Origin of the sequence: Coleofasciculus sp. D1-CHI-01, assembly GCF_040218875.1 — a bacterium.
Taxonomy (GTDB): Bacteria; Cyanobacteriota; Cyanobacteriia; order Cyanobacteriales; family Coleofasciculaceae; genus Coleofasciculus.
The window spans coordinates 30,263-46,377 of the sequence record NZ_JAVJQP010000072.1 but is presented as its reverse complement, the minus strand read 5'-3'; the positions used below and the strand labels follow the sequence as shown (position 1 = coordinate 46,377).

Here is a 16,115-nt window from a genome sequence, read left to right as displayed (position 1 = left end):
TACTCTAACCGGATATTTGTGCTAAAACCTGTACTATTATCCGATGCAAAATTTTAGGTGATTTAGTTCTAATATGAAAGCATTGCTCGTCTATCCCCTCTTTCCCAAGACATTCTGGTCTTATGAAAAAATCTTAGAATTAGTCGATCGCAAAGTTTTACTGCCTCCTTTAGGGTTGGTCACTGTTGCGGCTATTTTACCACAGACGTGGGAATTTAAATTGGTGGATCGCAATATCCGAGCCGTCACCGAAGCGGAATGGGAATGGGCGGATATTGTGATTCTTTCAGCGATGATTGTCCAAAAAGGGGATTTACTGGCACAAATCCGGGAAGCCAAACGGCGAGGGAAACGGGTGGCTTGTGGGGGTCCTTTCCCCACCTCTGTTCCCGATGGGGTGCAGGAGGCGGGGACTGATTATCTGATTTTAGACGAAGGCGAAATTACGTTACCCCTGTTTGTCGAGGCGATTCAACGGGGAGATGAGACAGGCATATTCCGTTCCAATGGGGAAAAACCGGATGTGACAAGCACGCCAATTCCTCGGTTTGATTTATTGGAATTGGACGCTTATGATTCAATGTCGGTGCAATTCTCGCGTGGTTGTCCGTTTCAATGTGAATTTTGCGATATTATTGTCCTCTATGGACGCAAACCCCGGACGAAAACACCCGCCCAGTTATTGGCAGAATTAGACTATCTCTATGAACTGGGATGGCGACGGGGTGTGTTTATGGTCGATGATAATTTTATTGGCAATAAGCGGAATGTCAAGTTATTGTTGAAAGAATTAAAAGTTTGGCAAGAAGCACACCAATATCCTTTCCGATTTAATACTGAAGCCTCTGTTGACTTGGCGCAAGACACCGAACTGATGCAATTAATGGTCGAGTGCTATTTTGATGCCGTGTTTCTGGGAATTGAAACACCGGATGAGGATAGTTTACAGTTGACCAAAAAATTCCAAAATACCCGCAGTTCCTTGGCTGAATCAGTGGATATTATTACTGAGACAGGATTGCGGGTGATTGCTGGTTTTATTGTCGGTTTTGATGGGGAAAAATCTGGTGCGGGTTCGCGGATTGTCCGGTTTGCTGAACAGACAGGAATTCCGACTACAACCTTTGCCATGTTGCAAGCGTTGCCGAATACAGCATTGTGGCATCGGTTAGATAAGGAGGGACGACTCCGGGGCAAAGATGGCAATATTAACCAGACTACGTTAATGAATTTTATCCCCACTCGCCCTTTAGAAGAAATTGCCCGGGAATATGTCGAGGCGTTTTGGCAATTATATGAGCCGGAGCAATATTTAGATCGGGTGTATCGGTATTTCCTGAAACTCGGAGAACCCAAGTGTAAACCCCCGTTTAAATTGCCGAGTTGGGTAGATTTAAAGGCAGTGGCAATTGTGTGTTGGCGACAGGGGCTGAAACGGAAAACACGCTGGAAATTTTGGCATCATTTATTTAGTATGATTCGGCGAAATCCAGCGGTTTGGGAGCATTATTTAATTGTTTGCGCTCACAACGAGCATTTTATGGAATATCGTCATATTGTCCGGGATCAAATTGAGGGACAGTTGGCGGAGTTTTTGGCACGGGAGGAGAAGTTAAAAGCCTCTACAGAGAATCGCAAAACTCAGGTGACTGTATAACGAGATTCACGTTACCCTCCTATGTAAAGTCAGTAAACAGTGATCAGTGAACAGTTATCAATAAGCAGTGCTAAGTCGAATGGTACTGACTTAAGGTTGGTGGGTTGAGCGAAGTCGAAACCCACGATGGCGGCTTGACACAGCTAAAATTGTGGAATAGATTTATCGTTAAACCGGGCGCAAGCCTTGCGCCCCTACAATTCTAATCCATCAAATAAGGTGTGCCACGCCACTACGGTATATCAAAGGTTTCGGTGATTTCCTAATGCTTATTGAGTGTGCCATTCGTGCTAAGTCGGTGATAACTGATAACTGACAACTGATAACTGACAACTGATAACTGATAACTGATGAGGAAACTTCTTGTGGAACTAAGATAAATCTAAGTTAGTTTTATTCGCAATCTGATCCTGTACTCCCATCTTAATGTCTTGAGCTATCTTCGTGAATTTATCGAGGCTCTTGGGTTCATACTGTACCGTATCCGCTATCGCTTGGACGCTTTTAGCAACCTCTGAGTCGGTTTTGGCGACTTCTTCTATATGTTTGGCAAGGCGAGCCGCTTGATTGCCATTTAATGGCTCTTGCTCAGTTAGTTCTATCTCATTTGCCGTTGTGGGAAATCTATCTTGAAGTAGATGCCATAATTGGTGCCGTTGTTCAAGCAACTGTCCTTCGATGGGTTCACCTGTTTTTTCTACAGCGTTTGTCAGTACCAAGGTAGCAATTGCTGGTTCTGTTAGTGAAGTAGATGTCATAAAGCATTATTATTGATAAACGGTTATACCTTAGCAAAGCATACCTAGGCAAGTTTAGCGTCTATGGAAAGTTAGAGTTTGAGCAATACTGACATTTCTACCACCAACATCGGGGTGCTATCACCACTCCCAGAGCCAAGTATCTCTCCTTCTGCGTAGAAGAAGCACATAGCGATTCTTTGCCTACGATTAAGTAGGTTGGTGGAAATTAGCGGGTGTCGGGGCTTACTGATAAACGTGCAAGATGTAAGGTTAACCTAACCCTTGAGTGGAGGCAAGTTTGTGCGTATAGGTTCATTACTGGGATTATTCTTATTTATCCTCTCAGTTTACATTTTGTGGAAAATTAAAACGGTTATTTTGCTCGGTTTTGCTGCCGTAGTTTTTGCCACTACACTTAACCGCCTGGTGCGATTTCTGCTGCGCTTTCGGCTCAAACGCGCTTTCGCTATTATTATATCTGTGGGCTTTTGTCTAGGATTACTGAGTGGTTTTTTTGTCCTGGTTGTTCCCCCCTTTGTTGATCAAGTTCAGCAATTGATCGATTTAGTTCCAATTGGATTACAACAAATTCCTGAATGGGCAAACTGGGTGAGAAATTTGGTTCCCGATGGACTTTTAGATGATATTGGCGGTTTGAAGGTCTTTACCCAAAATCTGCGCTCATGGGCAACAAAACTCTTTGGCAACTTTTTTGATATATTCTACAGTTCAATGGGTCTAGTCTTGAACATGTTGTTAGTTGTGGTTGTAACCATTATGTTACTCGCCAATCCTGAACCCTACCGCCAAGGTTTTATCCTCCTATTTCCTGCCTTTTATCGTCACCGAATTCAGGAGATTCTCGATGAATGTGAAGATACTCTGGGAGGCTGGGCAGTTGGTATCCTCTTTAACATGACAGTAATTGCTATATTGAGTGGGGTTGGGTTATGGATTTTGCAGATACAATTGCCACTGGCGAATGGTTTGTTAGCGGGTATATTCACATTTATCCCAAATTTGGGTCCGACTTTAAGTGTAATTCCTGCCGTGGCATTGGCTTTACTTGATTCGCCTTGGAAAGCTCTAGCTGTGGTGATTTTGTATATAGTAATTCAGCAAATTGAAAGTAATATTTTAACTCCACTGGTTATGCAACAACAGGTATCTTTGCTGCCAGCGGTTACGTTATTGTCTCAGATGGCTTTTGCTATATTTTTCGGCATCTTTGGTTTGTTTTTGGCGCTTCCTATTGTTGTCGTGGCTCAGGTTTGCTTAAAAGAAGTTTTGGTCAAGGATATCCTAAACAAATGGGAATAGTTCATTAATATAGCACTACGAGGAGACGTTAGGACATCAGTTAGTCCAAGAGGGAACAGGGAACCGGGAACAGTAAAGAATTTCCTAACCTGTCTTAGTACCGCTATAAAAACATTTTGTAGATTGGGTTTAACAAACTGAAACCCAACAGATTTGTATCAATTTTTTGTTTGTTGGGTCTCGTCCCTTGACCCAATCTACTCTTTTAATTTTATTTAAGAACTGAAGGAATTGCTGCCATTATCTGTGATGTAATGAATTCCGGTGTATCACTGATATTAATGGGAATGTGAAGATCGGCTTCTGCATACATAAGACGCCGTTTGTCAAGTAAATTTTGCAGTGCTGCTGTTGGATCAGTTGTTTGTAATAAGGGGCGTGTAGTATCATCTTGCAGACGCTGTATTAATAGGTCTACAGGTGCATCTAACCAGACAATTAAACCTTGGTGTAGATAACTCCAATTCATCTGTTTGAGTACAATTCCACCACCTGTGGCAACAGTCAAGTTAGTGTAAGCGGATACTTCTGACAAGACTTGAGCTTCTAACTGGCGAAAGTCTTCCTCTCCTCTGTCAGCAAAGATCTGGTTAATGCTTTGTCCTGCTACTTGCTCAATCAAGACATCTGTGTCTACAAAACGATAGCCTAGTTCTTTTGCCAATCGTTGTCCTACGGTGGTTTTACCGACACCCATCATGCCAATCAGGTAGACATTTATGCCTTTTAATAAATTGTTCATCACTAAAGTGTTTCTCTCTCATCTCCTGGTTAAGACGAGTTACATTCTACCTGATTGAACACTATAAAATTTCGAGGTGTCTTCGGTTATTGTGCCAATTGGGGATAAAATTTACCCTGCTCAAGGATAGCCGCGATCGCTAATAAATCATCAACCTTGAGCGGTTTGGTGATATGGCTGTCAAACCCTGCTGTCAGGGCGAGTTGGCGATCTGGCTCAGTCGCTGCTACCGTCACCGCGATCGCGGCAACATGATATCCTCGTTTTGTCTCTAAGCCTCTGATTTGACGGATCAGCCAATTGCCGTCTTCTTCCGGCAGAAGTAGCTCACATAGCAGAATATCCGGTTGAAAATCCTCAAATACCTCCAACGCTTCCCTCGCGCCAGTAACAGTCAGAACATTGGCTTTTTCTTGCTCAAAAATGATGCTGAGTAATTCTCTGGAATCGGCATTGTGATCTACAACCAGAATCCGCCTATTTTTGAAATTATGGTTCATTGGTGGGTGTTGTCTAGCTTGTGTTTTCAACCGCGATCGCCTACGCTGGCACAGATTGAGTTAGACATTCTGCTGTTTAAGCATTACAGAATTGAGATCATTCGTCGGTACGGTAGCGTACAGAGGTAGGGCAGGGGGAGCTGGGGGAGCTGGGGGAGCAGGGGAAGCAGGGGGAGCTGGGGAAGCTGGGGGAGCTGGGGAAGCTGGGGGAGCAGGGGGAGCTGGGGGAGCTGGGGGAGCATGGGAAGCTGGGGGAGCTGGGGAAGCTGGGGAAGCTGGGGAAGCAGGGGAAGCAGGGGGAGCAGGGGGAGCAGGGGAAGCTGAGACGTTCCGATGAAACATCTTTTGTAGGGGCGGGTTTTATCACTAACGTTTCGTTTTCACCCTGATATAACTAAACCCGCCCCGCCCTAACTTTCAATTATCACAAATGACGTAGCTTGCTTCTCGCTCCCTTGAGTATGACGAATGACGAATGACAAATGACGAATGACGAATGACAAATCACCGATCGCCATTTGCCGGATAAAGTAAGCGATCGCACTCCTGTTTGACGACGTTGTAACATTCACACGCTATAGTTTCCAACAGTTTCCGATTGAGAATAGTAATCATCCCTCGGTGATGGCGAATTGCACCTGCCTCCTGAAGCTTACCCGCCGCGACTGTCACCGTAGCACGACGGGTTCCCAGCATATTGCCCAGAAATTCTTGCGTGAGTCGCAACTCAGAGCCAGAAATACTATCCTGAGCCGAGAGTAACCAACGAGCCAGCCTTTGTTCTAGCTGATGCTGGCGATTGCAAGCCGCCGTTTGACTCACCTGATTCAAGAGGGTTTGGGTGTAGCAGAGGAGTAATTGTTGCAATCTAGCCCGTCGATCAAACTCGCGTTTCAGAATTGAGGCATCCATTTTCATCCCTGTGCCTTCGAGTTGCACAATTGCTTGGTTGATTGCCATCCCATCCGCCAGAAATACAGGAATACCAACCATCCCTTCCTTCCCTACCATGCCAACTTCAGTTGTTGAACCATTTGTCAAGAGGGTGACTAAAGAAACCATTGCCCGATTGGGAAAATAGACATGGAGTATCGGTTCTCCAGGTTGATAAAGAATTTGTCCTAATGTCAGAGAGACTTCTTCGAGGTGAGGAACAAGGCGTTGGTACTCCTGATCGGGTAGAGCCGTCAGCAGTTGATTAATCCTGATCGAATTGCTATTTAATGAGGGCATTTCACTATAGTATTTCCAGGGAGGTTGTCAAGAACATCTCCGCATTTTTTGGTAGTATGAAGTCTGCATGACAACTCATTCTTCACCCCTTTCACTTTGCCCTTGATCGACGCCTACAGTGACTTTGAGCAACAACTCGCCCACCTGCCGCTAATTTTGGCAGGTCCGATCTTGCGACGTACTGATCCTGATGGCGTCACCGTTTGGCTGGCACTGAAAGCGCCGAGTGTGGTCACGCTTAAAGTTTATACCACGATCGCAGGTCAGGGGAAAAGCCTTGATCGGGAACAGTTGGCTGGATCACGCGCCACTGTCCCCGTTGGCAAATACCTGCATATTGTCGCCGTAACCGCCAAACCCATTGAGGGCGACTTACTTGAACCGGGACAAATTTATGCCTACGATTTAGAATTTAGCGATCGCACTCAAACCCTTAACGATGCCCTCAACGCCAGAGACGTTTTTCCCCTGATCACCGTTAGCTATTTAGACCACAATCTGCCCACATTTGCCATGCCGCCGGATGACTTAAATCATCTGCGGATCGTTCATGGTTCCTGTCGCAAAGCCCACGGAAAGGGACAAGATGCCCTACCTCTGCTGGATGGTTTAATCGAACAGTCAGCCGATCAACCCAATCATCGACCGCATCAACTCTTTTTAACAGGAGACCAAATTTACGCCGATGATGTCGCTGATCCCCTGTTAGCCGCCCTCAGCGATATCGGGAATACGTTACTCGGTTGGGAGGAAGAATTGCCCTATAAAGGTGATTTTGTCAAGGGGTATTCCTGGAAAAAAGTGAGTGAATGGAAACCGGGACAGCGGACAGAAATTGCCCGAAATTATGCTGGCTTAACCGCGATGCTGGAAAATCAACCCGAACGCTCTAAAAGCCATCTGTTTAGTCTGGGTGAATATTTGGCGATGTATCTGTTGTCTTGGTCGCCAATCCTGTGGGTGAATCATCTTACTAAAGGCAAGACAAGGGGGAAAAAGTCGAAATCATGGGATGAGGAAGTTGATGCCATTCAGGACTTTGCCAGGTATTTGTGGCAAGTCAGGCGATCGCTGGCGAATGTGCCAACCTATATGGTTTTTGATGACCATGATATTAGCGATGATTGGTATTTGAATCGGGAGTGGTGTAACCGGGTTTTGGGGAAACCCTTAGGCAGACAAATCGTTCAAAATGGACTATTAGCTTATGTTCTGTGTCAGGGGTGGGGAAATACACCAGAACAGTTTACCGCAGGGCAACCCGGAGAAAAATTCTTGCAAGTGTTGCAACAATGGTCAGAATCTGCTGGGACAGATGAATCCGCCTGGGAAACGATGGGAAAATATTTGGGAGTTCCTGAGATTGACGCAGAAACAGGATTGCCGAAGTTGAAACAGGATGGAACGGTATTAGTTCTGAATCGAGACTATGCTGATGGCACTCCAACTTTAACCTGGCACTACAGTGTTAGGAGTTTTAAGCACGAAGTTATCGTATTAGATACGCGGACGTGGCGCGGTTTTCCCATGGGAGAGAAAAAGGCGATCGCACCGCCGATGCTATTATCCCCCACAGCCTTTGACCAGCAGATTGAAGATCCCCTAGAAGCAACCAATCAGCTTAAAGCGGCGGGTAAGTCGAAGATTGAAGCCACGTTAATTGTTTTACCAACAAACCTGATCCATGCATCATTAGTGGATATCGCCCAACGGTGGCATTGGCATCAGGGTAAGGTATTTGGGACTGATGTGGGGGATTCGTGGAACTTTCACGATGTCGCCTTTAGTAAGCTATTAACCGCCCTATTTCAGCGACGCGATCGCATTGTGTTGCTGTCGGGAGATATTCACTATGGCTACGTGGTTCGCCTCAACTATTGGTCAAATCCCCGTGGGAAACTCCAGAGACAAGAAGTCGGCTATGTCTGGGAAGCTGGAGAGAGGGACAATCAAGATGCGGCATCGGTGCTAGTTCAGTTAACCTCCAGTTCAATCAAAAATGCTGAGTTGAAGACGTATTTAGTTCATACCAAAGTTAAATCACTGGCATTAGAACAATCTGAATATTGGGTCGGATGGCAGACACCGCCGCCACTGGTGGAAATTATCGCAACTCCCGGTAAGGTGAGAATCCAAGATGTGCCAGTCCCCAGTCAAGGACCCTTTTGGCAGCAAATCCAGGTTCCTCAAGGCACTTGGGACATCGCGTGGCAAGTTGCCCTCAAGGAGGCGCGATCGCAACCCGACTGGCGGTATCGAACCGCATGGAGTAAACGCCAAAAAGCTGAACCCGTTCCTTGGCTGAAACGACATCCCCAACCCGAATCCGGCAAAAAGCCACCCTTATGGCGAAAGCTTTTAGTCGGTTCCCTATCGTGGTTATGGCGAAATCGCTGGTTACAAGAGGGTGACGAAATTGTTGGCTGTAATAACATTAGCGTTGTCAGTTTTCAATGGTCACCCGATGAGAATAAAGCGGTGATTCAAGAGGTCTATTGGCATCCACCCTGGAAGCCGAATAGTGTGGTTAAGAGTCGGTATTTTGCGCCACTACAGTTAGAGTCGCCACCCCCGTTACCTACCATTAACAGTTAAGGCAGAAGGCACAAGGAAGAGGAGTTGCCATGTAGAGACGTTGCATGCAACGTCTCTACTATAAGATGCGTCCTAACCGCTATGGCGATTGCTATATATCCCTGAAGGGGTGATTTCCGAGAACATCTTTACCTGCACTCCCCGCAAACGGTAATATTCACTACAGTTCTAGATCCAATTTAGACCAATCTTGGAATACGTAGGGTTTACATCAAGGAGGAGGGGTGTAGTAAACGTGGCAGTACAATGGGATCTCTACAATCCAGAAGACTTCTATGATGAGCTGTTTTCAGCCAAAGGGCAGCCACGAGAGTCAGCCGCTGCCCTGATTCAATGGATGCAGGGATTACGCCCTGATGAACTCCAGCGACACCGGGAAACGGCTCAAGTTGCTCTGCTCAAGTTGGGTGTAACCTTTAGCGTCTACAGTGATAATCAGGGTATTGAACGAGTATTTCCCTTTGATATCATTCCCCGGATTATCTCGGCTCAGGAATGGCAAACTTTAGAGGGTGGACTCAAACAACGGATTCGAGCGCTGAACCTCTTCCTCAACGATATGTATGGGGAACAGCGTATTCTCAACGATGGCAAAATCCCCCACGAAGTTGTGTTTTCGGCAACGGGATTTCTCAAGCCTTGCATCGGCTTAAAGCCGCCCAGCGATGTCTGGTGTCACATTACCGGAACAGATTTGGTGCGCGATCGCGAGGGTCAGTGGTATGTTCTAGAAGATAACCTGCGTGTACCTTCGGGCATCTCCTACGTCTTGGAAAATCGGCGGGTGATGAAAAGTACATTCCCGGCAATCTTCCAAACCCTGGCAATTCAACCCGTGGACGATTATCCTAGCCATTTGCTAGAAACGCTGCTCAATTTAGCACCAGCTCAACTCCCTGATCCCACTGTTGTTGTCCTTACTCCCGGTATTTACAACTCCGCCTACTTTGAACATTCCTTTTTAGCCCAGCAAATGGGTGTGGAACTGGTTGAAGGTCGGGATTTAGTCGTCGTGGATGGCTATTTGCAAATGCGAACGACGCAAGGATTGCGGCGAGTAGATGTGGTGTATCGTCGTGTCGATGATGACTTTTTAGATCCTCACGTCTTCCGCCCGGATTCCCTCCTAGGCGTACCCGGATTGATGGACGTTTATCGCCAAGGGCGAGTCGCCTTAGCTAATGCACCCGGAACAGGTGTAGCCGATGATAAGGTTGTCTATGCTTATGTCCCCGAAATGATTCGCTATTACCTGGGAGAAGAACCAATCTTATCCAATGTTCCTACCTATTTATGTTGGCAAGAACAAGACCGAAACTATGTCTTGAATAATTTAGAAAACGTCGTGGTTAAGTCTGCCAATGAGTCGGGGGGATATGGTATGTTAGTGGGTTCGAGTTCCACTGAGGTGGAACGGGCAGAGTTCGCGGAACGGATTAAAGCCAATCCTCGCAATTATATTGCCCAACCGATCCTTTGTTTGTCGCGAGTGCCAACGTTGATTGATCATCAGGTAGAAGGACGACATGTCGATTTGCGCCCTTATATTTTGCATCGGGGAGATGACATTTATGTTCATCCCGGTGGATTAACCCGTGTGGCGTTGAGAAAGGGTTCTCTGGTGGTGAATTCATCCCAAGGGGGCGGAAGTAAGGATACGTGGGTACTGAATCACTTTCATGAATGATGCATGAATTACCCTGTTCCAGGGCTAGTCCTTTGTTCATAACTTCCTCAACAAAGGACTAATGACTAATGACAAAGGACGAATAAATAAACAAATGACAAATGACGAATAAATACTTATGCTAAGTCGGGTTGCTGATTCTATCTATTGGCTCAATCGCTATATCGAACGGGCAGAAAATATTGCCCGATTTGTGGATGTTAATTTAAATTCCATGCTGGATATGCCCCCCGGAGTGACTCAGCAGTGGGAACCCTTGGTGATTACAACGGGGGATTTAGATTTATTCCGGGAACGCTACGGCGAGGCTACCTCGGACAATGTTATCCACTTCCTCACATTTGACTCGAACTATCCCAATTCAATTCTATCTGTACTCCAACTCGCTCGCGAGAATGCCCGTTCGGTTCGGGAAGTTATATCTTCAGAAATGTGGGAAGAGGTGAATCAATTTTTCCTCATGGTTAAAGAGGCGTCTCAAGGAGGAGCATTGGGGACATTGCCTGATTTTTTCACCCAAGTAAAACTGGCTAGCCATCGCTTTGCTGGAGTTATGGATGCCACGATGACCCATAATGAGGGATGGAATTTTGGGCAACTGGGTCGATTATTAGAACGGGCAGATAAAACAACCCGAATTCTCGATGTGAAGTATTTTGTGTTACTGCCGTCGGTACAGTGGGTAGGAACGCCATTGGATCAAATTCAATGGATGGCGCTACTCAAATCGGCTAGTGCCTATGAAATGTATCGCAAATCTCAGCATCGGATTACGCCGAATGGTGTTGCTGAATTTCTAATTTTAAACCGTCAATTTCCCCGTTCCATTCACTTCTGTCTAGCGCAAGCTGAACAATCATTGCATCAAATTACTAGCACCCCCCGTGGAACCTGGTGCAACCCAGCCGAACGTGGTTTAGGGCGTTTGTGTTCTCAACTCGGATATCAGACAATAGAAGATGTGTTTGAGAATGGCTTGCATGAATTTTTGAATCAAATGCAAATTGAAATAAATCAAGTCGGCAATCAAATCTCGAAAACATTTTGTGCGGTAGAACCTGTATAGTGAGCGAGGGAGACATGTAGAGACGTGCCATGGCACGTCTAGAGGAGCAGGGGAGATTGAATTATCGTGCGTTATAAAATTTGCCACACGACAACCTATACCTATAATCAGCCCGTTATTTTAAAACCCCATATCATCAGGCTACGTCCCCGGTGTGATGGGACTCAGACACTGTATTCGTTTACACTGGAGATTGAACCCAAACCTGAGAACATCGCTGAGATAATCGAATTGGATGGAAACGCGATCGCGAAACTTTTATTTAATACCAGTACCGAACAATTAACGATCAGCGCTACCTCAGTTGTGGAAACCTATCGAACTAATCCCAATACCATTCAACTCGAATCCTGGGCGACTCAGTTACCGATTAACTATCCCAACTACTGGTTCTCTCAGTTACAGCCTTATCAGCAATTTTATGACCCTACCTCCGGGAATTCGATCAAACAATTAGCCCAGGATATGTACCAGCAAGTTAATGGCGATACCGTTAACTTTGTCAAAACACTCAACCAATATCTCTACAGCCATTGTAAACCCCAATATCGGGAAAAAGGCGCACCTCGGTCTCCCCGTAAAACCTGGGACTTAAAGAAAGGCTCTTGTCGCGATTTAGCGGTGCTATTCATGGATGTTTGTCGGGTGATGGGATTAGGCGCACGGTTTGTCAGTGGGTATCAGGAAGGTAATCTAGAACGATCGCAACGATACCTTCATGCTTGGGTAGAGATTTACTTCCCTGGTGCAGGCTGGCAAGGCTATGATCCTAATCAAGGTGTCGTTGTTACAGATCGCCATATTCCCCTCGTGGCTTGCGCTTTACCCCGTTATGCTACCCCGATTTCGGGTGCGATCGCGACAACGAAATCGGTGGGTGAAGGGGGTAAGAAAATTGAGTCTGATATGAAGATTAATTTGTCGATTGCCAGAGATGAATATAGCGGTTTTCAGTCCGATACAATACATTTAACCTAAGTCATACCAAGTTGCAGTCTAAGGTAGAATTTGTCATGCTGAGCGTAACGGAGTGTAGCGAAGCATCTGTCCAGATTCTTCGCTTCGCTCAGAATGACATGATAGAACGCAACTCGGTATCAATGGATTTTAATTATCAGCAATAGACTATGGTACAATCCCTCACCCCAACCACCACCGCAACAGATTTGGCTCAACTGGCGATTGATTTGATTCGTCAAGCCGGCTGTGAATACGGCGATGTCCGATTTTGCACCTACCGCCATCAAAATCTTTATGCCCGCGATCGCTCCCTGAGTCAATTGTCTGATAATGTTAGTGCTGGCTTTGGTGTGCGGGTGTTGCTGGATGGGGCGTGGGGATTTGCAGCGAGTCCCTATAAAACGCCAGCAGAGGTGGAACGCCTGGTTACCTTAGCCGTGGAAATTGCCAAGGGGAGTCGCCTGTCTCAGCGGACAAGGGTACAACTGGTTCCTGTCGCCGCCTATCAGGATACCTATATCACTCCGATGGACATTGACCCCTTTAGTATCCCGATTACTGAAAAAGCTGATCTACTGTTACATATTAATGACCAACTGCTGGGTTATGGCGAACGGGGGATTAAAAAGGCGTATTCTTATTTACAATTTACCAAGGAAGATAAGACCTTTGCTTCAACGGAAGGTTCGCTGATTCACCAAACGCTGTATCGGACTTATCCTGGATTTGGCTGTAGTGCGATCGCGAATGGAGATGCTCAAAATCGCAGCTATGAACGCCCGCCGATGAATAAGGGCTATGAGCATGTTATCCGAGCCGATTTACTTTCTCAAGTGGAACGAGTAGCGGAAGAAGCGATTGAAAAAGTCCATGCGCCGAAAAGTCCCTCTGGTATTCGTACCACGCTAATTCTGAAACCGACAAACCTGTGGCTGACGATTCATGAATCGGTAGGACATCCCACAGAATTAGATCGAGTATACGGCTATGAAGCCAACTTTGCTGGCACCAGTTTCGCCACAACTGATAAATTAGGGAAACTCCAGTATGCTGCACCTTGGGTTAATTTTAAAGCCGATCGCACTCAACCGGGTGGACGCAGTACCATGGGTTATGATGATGAGGGCGTACCATCACAAGAGTGGTACGTTGTCAAGGATGGAATTTTAGTTGATTATCTTACCGATCGCGAAACCGCCTATCGATTGGGGCGAGGCAGTAGTAATGGTAGTGCCTTTGCCGATAGTTGGTCAAGTGTACCGATGGTACGCATTCCCAATTTAGGCTTAGAACCGGGAGTCGAGGGGGGAAGTCATACGGCGACATTAGCCGAAATGATTGCTGATACCGAGGATGGTATTTTAATTGATGGCATTGGCAGTTTTTCTATTGATCAGCAACGGCGCAATTTTCAGTTTGGTGGTGATGCTTTTTGGAAGGTAGAAAAGGGGAAAGTAGTGGGAATGTTAAAGGATGTCACCTATCATTCCATGACCACTGACTTTTGGAATAGTGTAGACGCGATCGGACCTAAATCTGAATGGCAACAATGCGGGACGAATTTATGTGGCAAAGGTGAACCCATGCAAATTGCCCAAATGACTCATGCTTGTGTCCCCGTGCGGGTGCGAAATATTCACATCGGCGGCGCATCTTGATCCGTCTGTAGGGGCGGGTTTGACTATTATCGTTTCTTTTGCACCAAAATGCAACTAAACCCGCCCCGCTCAAGTTTTGAGGACAGTGTTCGTAGTAAAGGAACCTTAGCCTTCAACGTGTCAACGAAGCCAATAACCCTTGAATAAAGGGCGGGTTTTGTTGTTCAGTTATCGTTAAGCCATCCAAGTGAGTCCCTAAACCCGCCCCTACATTCTTGCTCCCCTCTCCACAGATCCCTTCCTTTCAAAGCAGGGCTAATTCCGCAGTGATGAGAGAAAATTAGGGCGACCATGATAAGCGCGTAAACTAAATATTGAAACCCTAGTTTAATTGAGTCATTTGCTATCATGAAGGGCAATCTCCTGGAAGCCTTAAGCCAAGTGCCAGATTTTCGTGCCGCAAGAGGACGGCGTTATCCTTTGTGGTTACTTCTTTTTAAGTTGACTACTGAACAAACAGTACCTATTAGGTTTGATATCACCACGGTCAGCAGATTCGCGATCGCGATTTGAGAGGATCTGATTTCTTTGTGGTTCTGAATGTAGATGGTAAGCGCGAACGCCAAGGCTGGGTTGTTTGGGAAGAAAAAGGTCGCTATCCTGATGTGATTATCGAACTCATGTCACCGTCTACTGCTGCGATGGACACAGGTGTAAAAAAAGATATTCATCAATTGGAAGGTTTAGGGGAAATTGTTTTAGAGGTGGAATCCTTAGAGGAATTTATCAACCAGTCATCTTAATCCGCCTAACCCACCCTACAAAACTGATGACAAAGGACAAATGACATAAGACGAATGACAAAAGAATAACCCCTTCTGCTTGACTCTACAGAAGGAGTTTACTGGGCTTCTATTCTATGTAAACTCGGAGGGAATTACTTAAGACTCAATTAAGCCTTGTTGTTCTTTTTGGACTGTTGGCGCTTGAGCAAACCGCCGATTCCTAAAGCAGTAGCGGAACCTAAGATGGTGAGGGGTTCGGGAACAGCTTCAGGATCTGTAACAGGTTTGGGTGCTTGATACACGGTGAAGTGAGATAAACCGGGACCTGGCTGACCGTTACCTTTTACAACCCCATCAGTATTCCATGAGCCGCTAGTCGCACCATCGAGTAAATAAGCACTGAAGCTGTTACCACCCTTGAGGGCAACCATTATATTAGATGTGTTGAAATCGATGCCTGTCAGACTCCAGCCTCCTGATGTACCGCCACCAGTAACATTCAAGCCACCATTAGTGCCACTATCATTATCTACTTTAAATAGTTCTGACCATGCATCGACTCCAAATAGACCATCTAGGTCTTGATTAGAATCATTACCATCAAAAGTACCTTCACAAGCTACAGAGCCACTTAGGTCTGAAGTGCTACACGAATTTGATAAAGATGTTAAGGCGGCTTGAGCAGGAGAGAAAGCTGAAGATGCAACAGCGATTCCAGCAGCGGCGATAACAGAGGGAACGAGAGAAGAGAATTTCATGTAAGTACTCCTTAGGACTAGATAACTCGATTGCTGAAGCGTTTGGACTGATTTGCTTCGGCGTGTTTGCTTTTCTATATTCACACTATAAGGGACTTCACTTAGGTGTTGGGTAAAGTAGCAATGAAGAATCAGTGAAATTATGTAAACTTTCGATAAAGATTAATCTCTATAAGGCTAGATACATTACGGGGCAAGGATTTGAGGATTTGATTAAAGTATCGGGATTCATGCCCTCTTGAGGAAAAATCAGCACAAATAAGACCCCCAGCCTGTTTTTTTGACGCAGGAAGACTATTGGGGGTCAAGCTCTTTGTGATATTGGCTAAGTTAATTGTTTTAGTTGTTGTAAGTTGGGTTGAACGAAGTAAAACTCAACCGATTATTGTGGGGACTCATACATCAACCCAACCTACCTCCTGAATTGCTCAATAAAGCCAAACAAAAGGCTGAAGATACAGGTGGGAATGCTTT

14 protein-coding genes and 1 pseudogene are annotated in these 16,115 nt (G+C 45.8%); 10 read left to right on the top strand and 5 right to left on the bottom strand.

Translation table 11 applies throughout. The features are described 5' to 3' along the window. Window positions 1-73 precede the first annotated feature (73 nt). A complete protein-coding gene (locus RIB93_RS13275; protein WP_446373234.1) occupies window positions 74-1,657 on the top strand; it encodes a B12-binding domain-containing radical SAM protein in 1,584 nt (527 codons plus the stop codon). A gap of 371 nt (window positions 1,658-2,028) precedes the next feature. Here the strand turns inward: RIB93_RS13275 and RIB93_RS13270 are convergent, their stop codons facing one another. Next, entirely contained in the window at window positions 2,029-2,415 is a 387-nt protein-coding gene (locus RIB93_RS13270) for a hypothetical protein (protein WP_446373233.1), read from the bottom strand. A gap of 282 nt (window positions 2,416-2,697) precedes the next feature. On the opposite strand from RIB93_RS13270, the gene RIB93_RS13265 reads away from it, so the two are divergent. Next, window positions 2,698-3,717, top strand: coding sequence for an AI-2E family transporter (locus RIB93_RS13265; protein WP_446373232.1), 1,020 nt, complete (start codon window positions 2,698-2,700; stop codon window positions 3,715-3,717). 211 nt (window positions 3,718-3,928) lie between these two features. On the opposite strand, the gene RIB93_RS13260 is transcribed toward RIB93_RS13265, so the two are convergent. Together RIB93_RS13260 and RIB93_RS13255 are read right to left on the bottom strand one after the other, a co-directional pair. Continuing rightward, entirely contained in the window at window positions 3,929-4,459 is a 531-nt protein-coding gene (locus RIB93_RS13260) for a shikimate kinase (protein WP_446373231.1), read from the bottom strand. Window positions 4,460-4,545: 86 nt separating this feature from the next. Then, entirely contained in the window at window positions 4,546-4,959 is a 414-nt protein-coding gene (locus RIB93_RS13255) for a response regulator (protein WP_446373230.1), read from the bottom strand. 91 nt (window positions 4,960-5,050) lie between these two features. Between RIB93_RS13255 and RIB93_RS13250 the strand changes: the two genes are divergently transcribed. After that, window positions 5,051-5,296: a hypothetical protein gene (locus RIB93_RS13250; RefSeq protein ID WP_446373229.1), complete on the top strand. Its 246-nt coding sequence runs from the start codon at window positions 5,051-5,053 to the stop codon at window positions 5,294-5,296. A 167-nt stretch (window positions 5,297-5,463) separates the two neighbouring features. Here the strand turns inward: RIB93_RS13250 and RIB93_RS13245 are convergent, their stop codons facing one another. After that, the gene (locus RIB93_RS13245) at window positions 5,464-6,192 is read right to left on the bottom strand and encodes a Crp/Fnr family transcriptional regulator (RefSeq protein WP_446373228.1); all 729 of its coding nucleotides are present in this window, start codon (window positions 6,190-6,192) and stop codon (window positions 5,464-5,466) included. Window positions 6,193-6,288: 96 nt separating this feature from the next. Here RIB93_RS13245 and RIB93_RS13240 point away from each other — a divergent pair, with 96 nt between their 5' ends. The 7 genes and pseudogenes from RIB93_RS13240 to RIB93_RS13210 form a co-directional block, all read left to right on the top strand. Next, entirely contained in the window at window positions 6,289-8,787 is a 2,499-nt protein-coding gene (locus RIB93_RS13240) for a PhoD-like phosphatase (RefSeq protein ID WP_446373227.1), read from the top strand. Between the two features lie 235 nt (window positions 8,788-9,022). Continuing rightward, complete coding sequence (locus tag RIB93_RS13235) at window positions 9,023-10,474, top strand: circularly permuted type 2 ATP-grasp protein (protein WP_446373226.1); 1,452 nt, start codon at window positions 9,023-9,025, stop codon at window positions 10,472-10,474. A gap of 118 nt (window positions 10,475-10,592) precedes the next feature. Further along, window positions 10,593-11,540, top strand: a complete 948-nt coding sequence (locus RIB93_RS13230) for an alpha-E domain-containing protein (RefSeq protein WP_446373225.1) — start codon at window positions 10,593-10,595, stop codon at window positions 11,538-11,540. 66 nt (window positions 11,541-11,606) lie between these two features. Beyond that, complete coding sequence (locus RIB93_RS13225; RefSeq protein ID WP_446373224.1) at window positions 11,607-12,518, top strand: transglutaminase family protein; 912 nt, start codon at window positions 11,607-11,609, stop codon at window positions 12,516-12,518. 149 nt (window positions 12,519-12,667) lie between these two features. After that, window positions 12,668-14,158: a TldD/PmbA family protein gene (locus RIB93_RS13220; RefSeq protein ID WP_446373223.1), complete on the top strand. Its 1,491-nt coding sequence runs from the start codon at window positions 12,668-12,670 to the stop codon at window positions 14,156-14,158. Between the two features lie 348 nt (window positions 14,159-14,506). Further along, window positions 14,507-14,671, top strand: coding sequence for a hypothetical protein (locus RIB93_RS13215; protein WP_446373222.1), 165 nt, complete (start codon window positions 14,507-14,509; stop codon window positions 14,669-14,671). After that, window positions 14,650-14,832 (top strand): annotated as a pseudogene (locus RIB93_RS13210) (Uma2 family endonuclease); the annotation flags it as partial. The gene RIB93_RS13215 and the pseudogene RIB93_RS13210, both read left to right, overlap by 22 nt. A gap of 218 nt (window positions 14,833-15,050) precedes the next feature. Here the strand turns inward: RIB93_RS13210 and RIB93_RS13205 are convergent. Continuing rightward, window positions 15,051-15,641, bottom strand: a complete 591-nt coding sequence (locus RIB93_RS13205) for a PEP-CTERM sorting domain-containing protein (protein WP_446373221.1) — start codon at window positions 15,639-15,641, stop codon at window positions 15,051-15,053. Window positions 15,642-16,115: the final 474 nt, after the last annotated feature.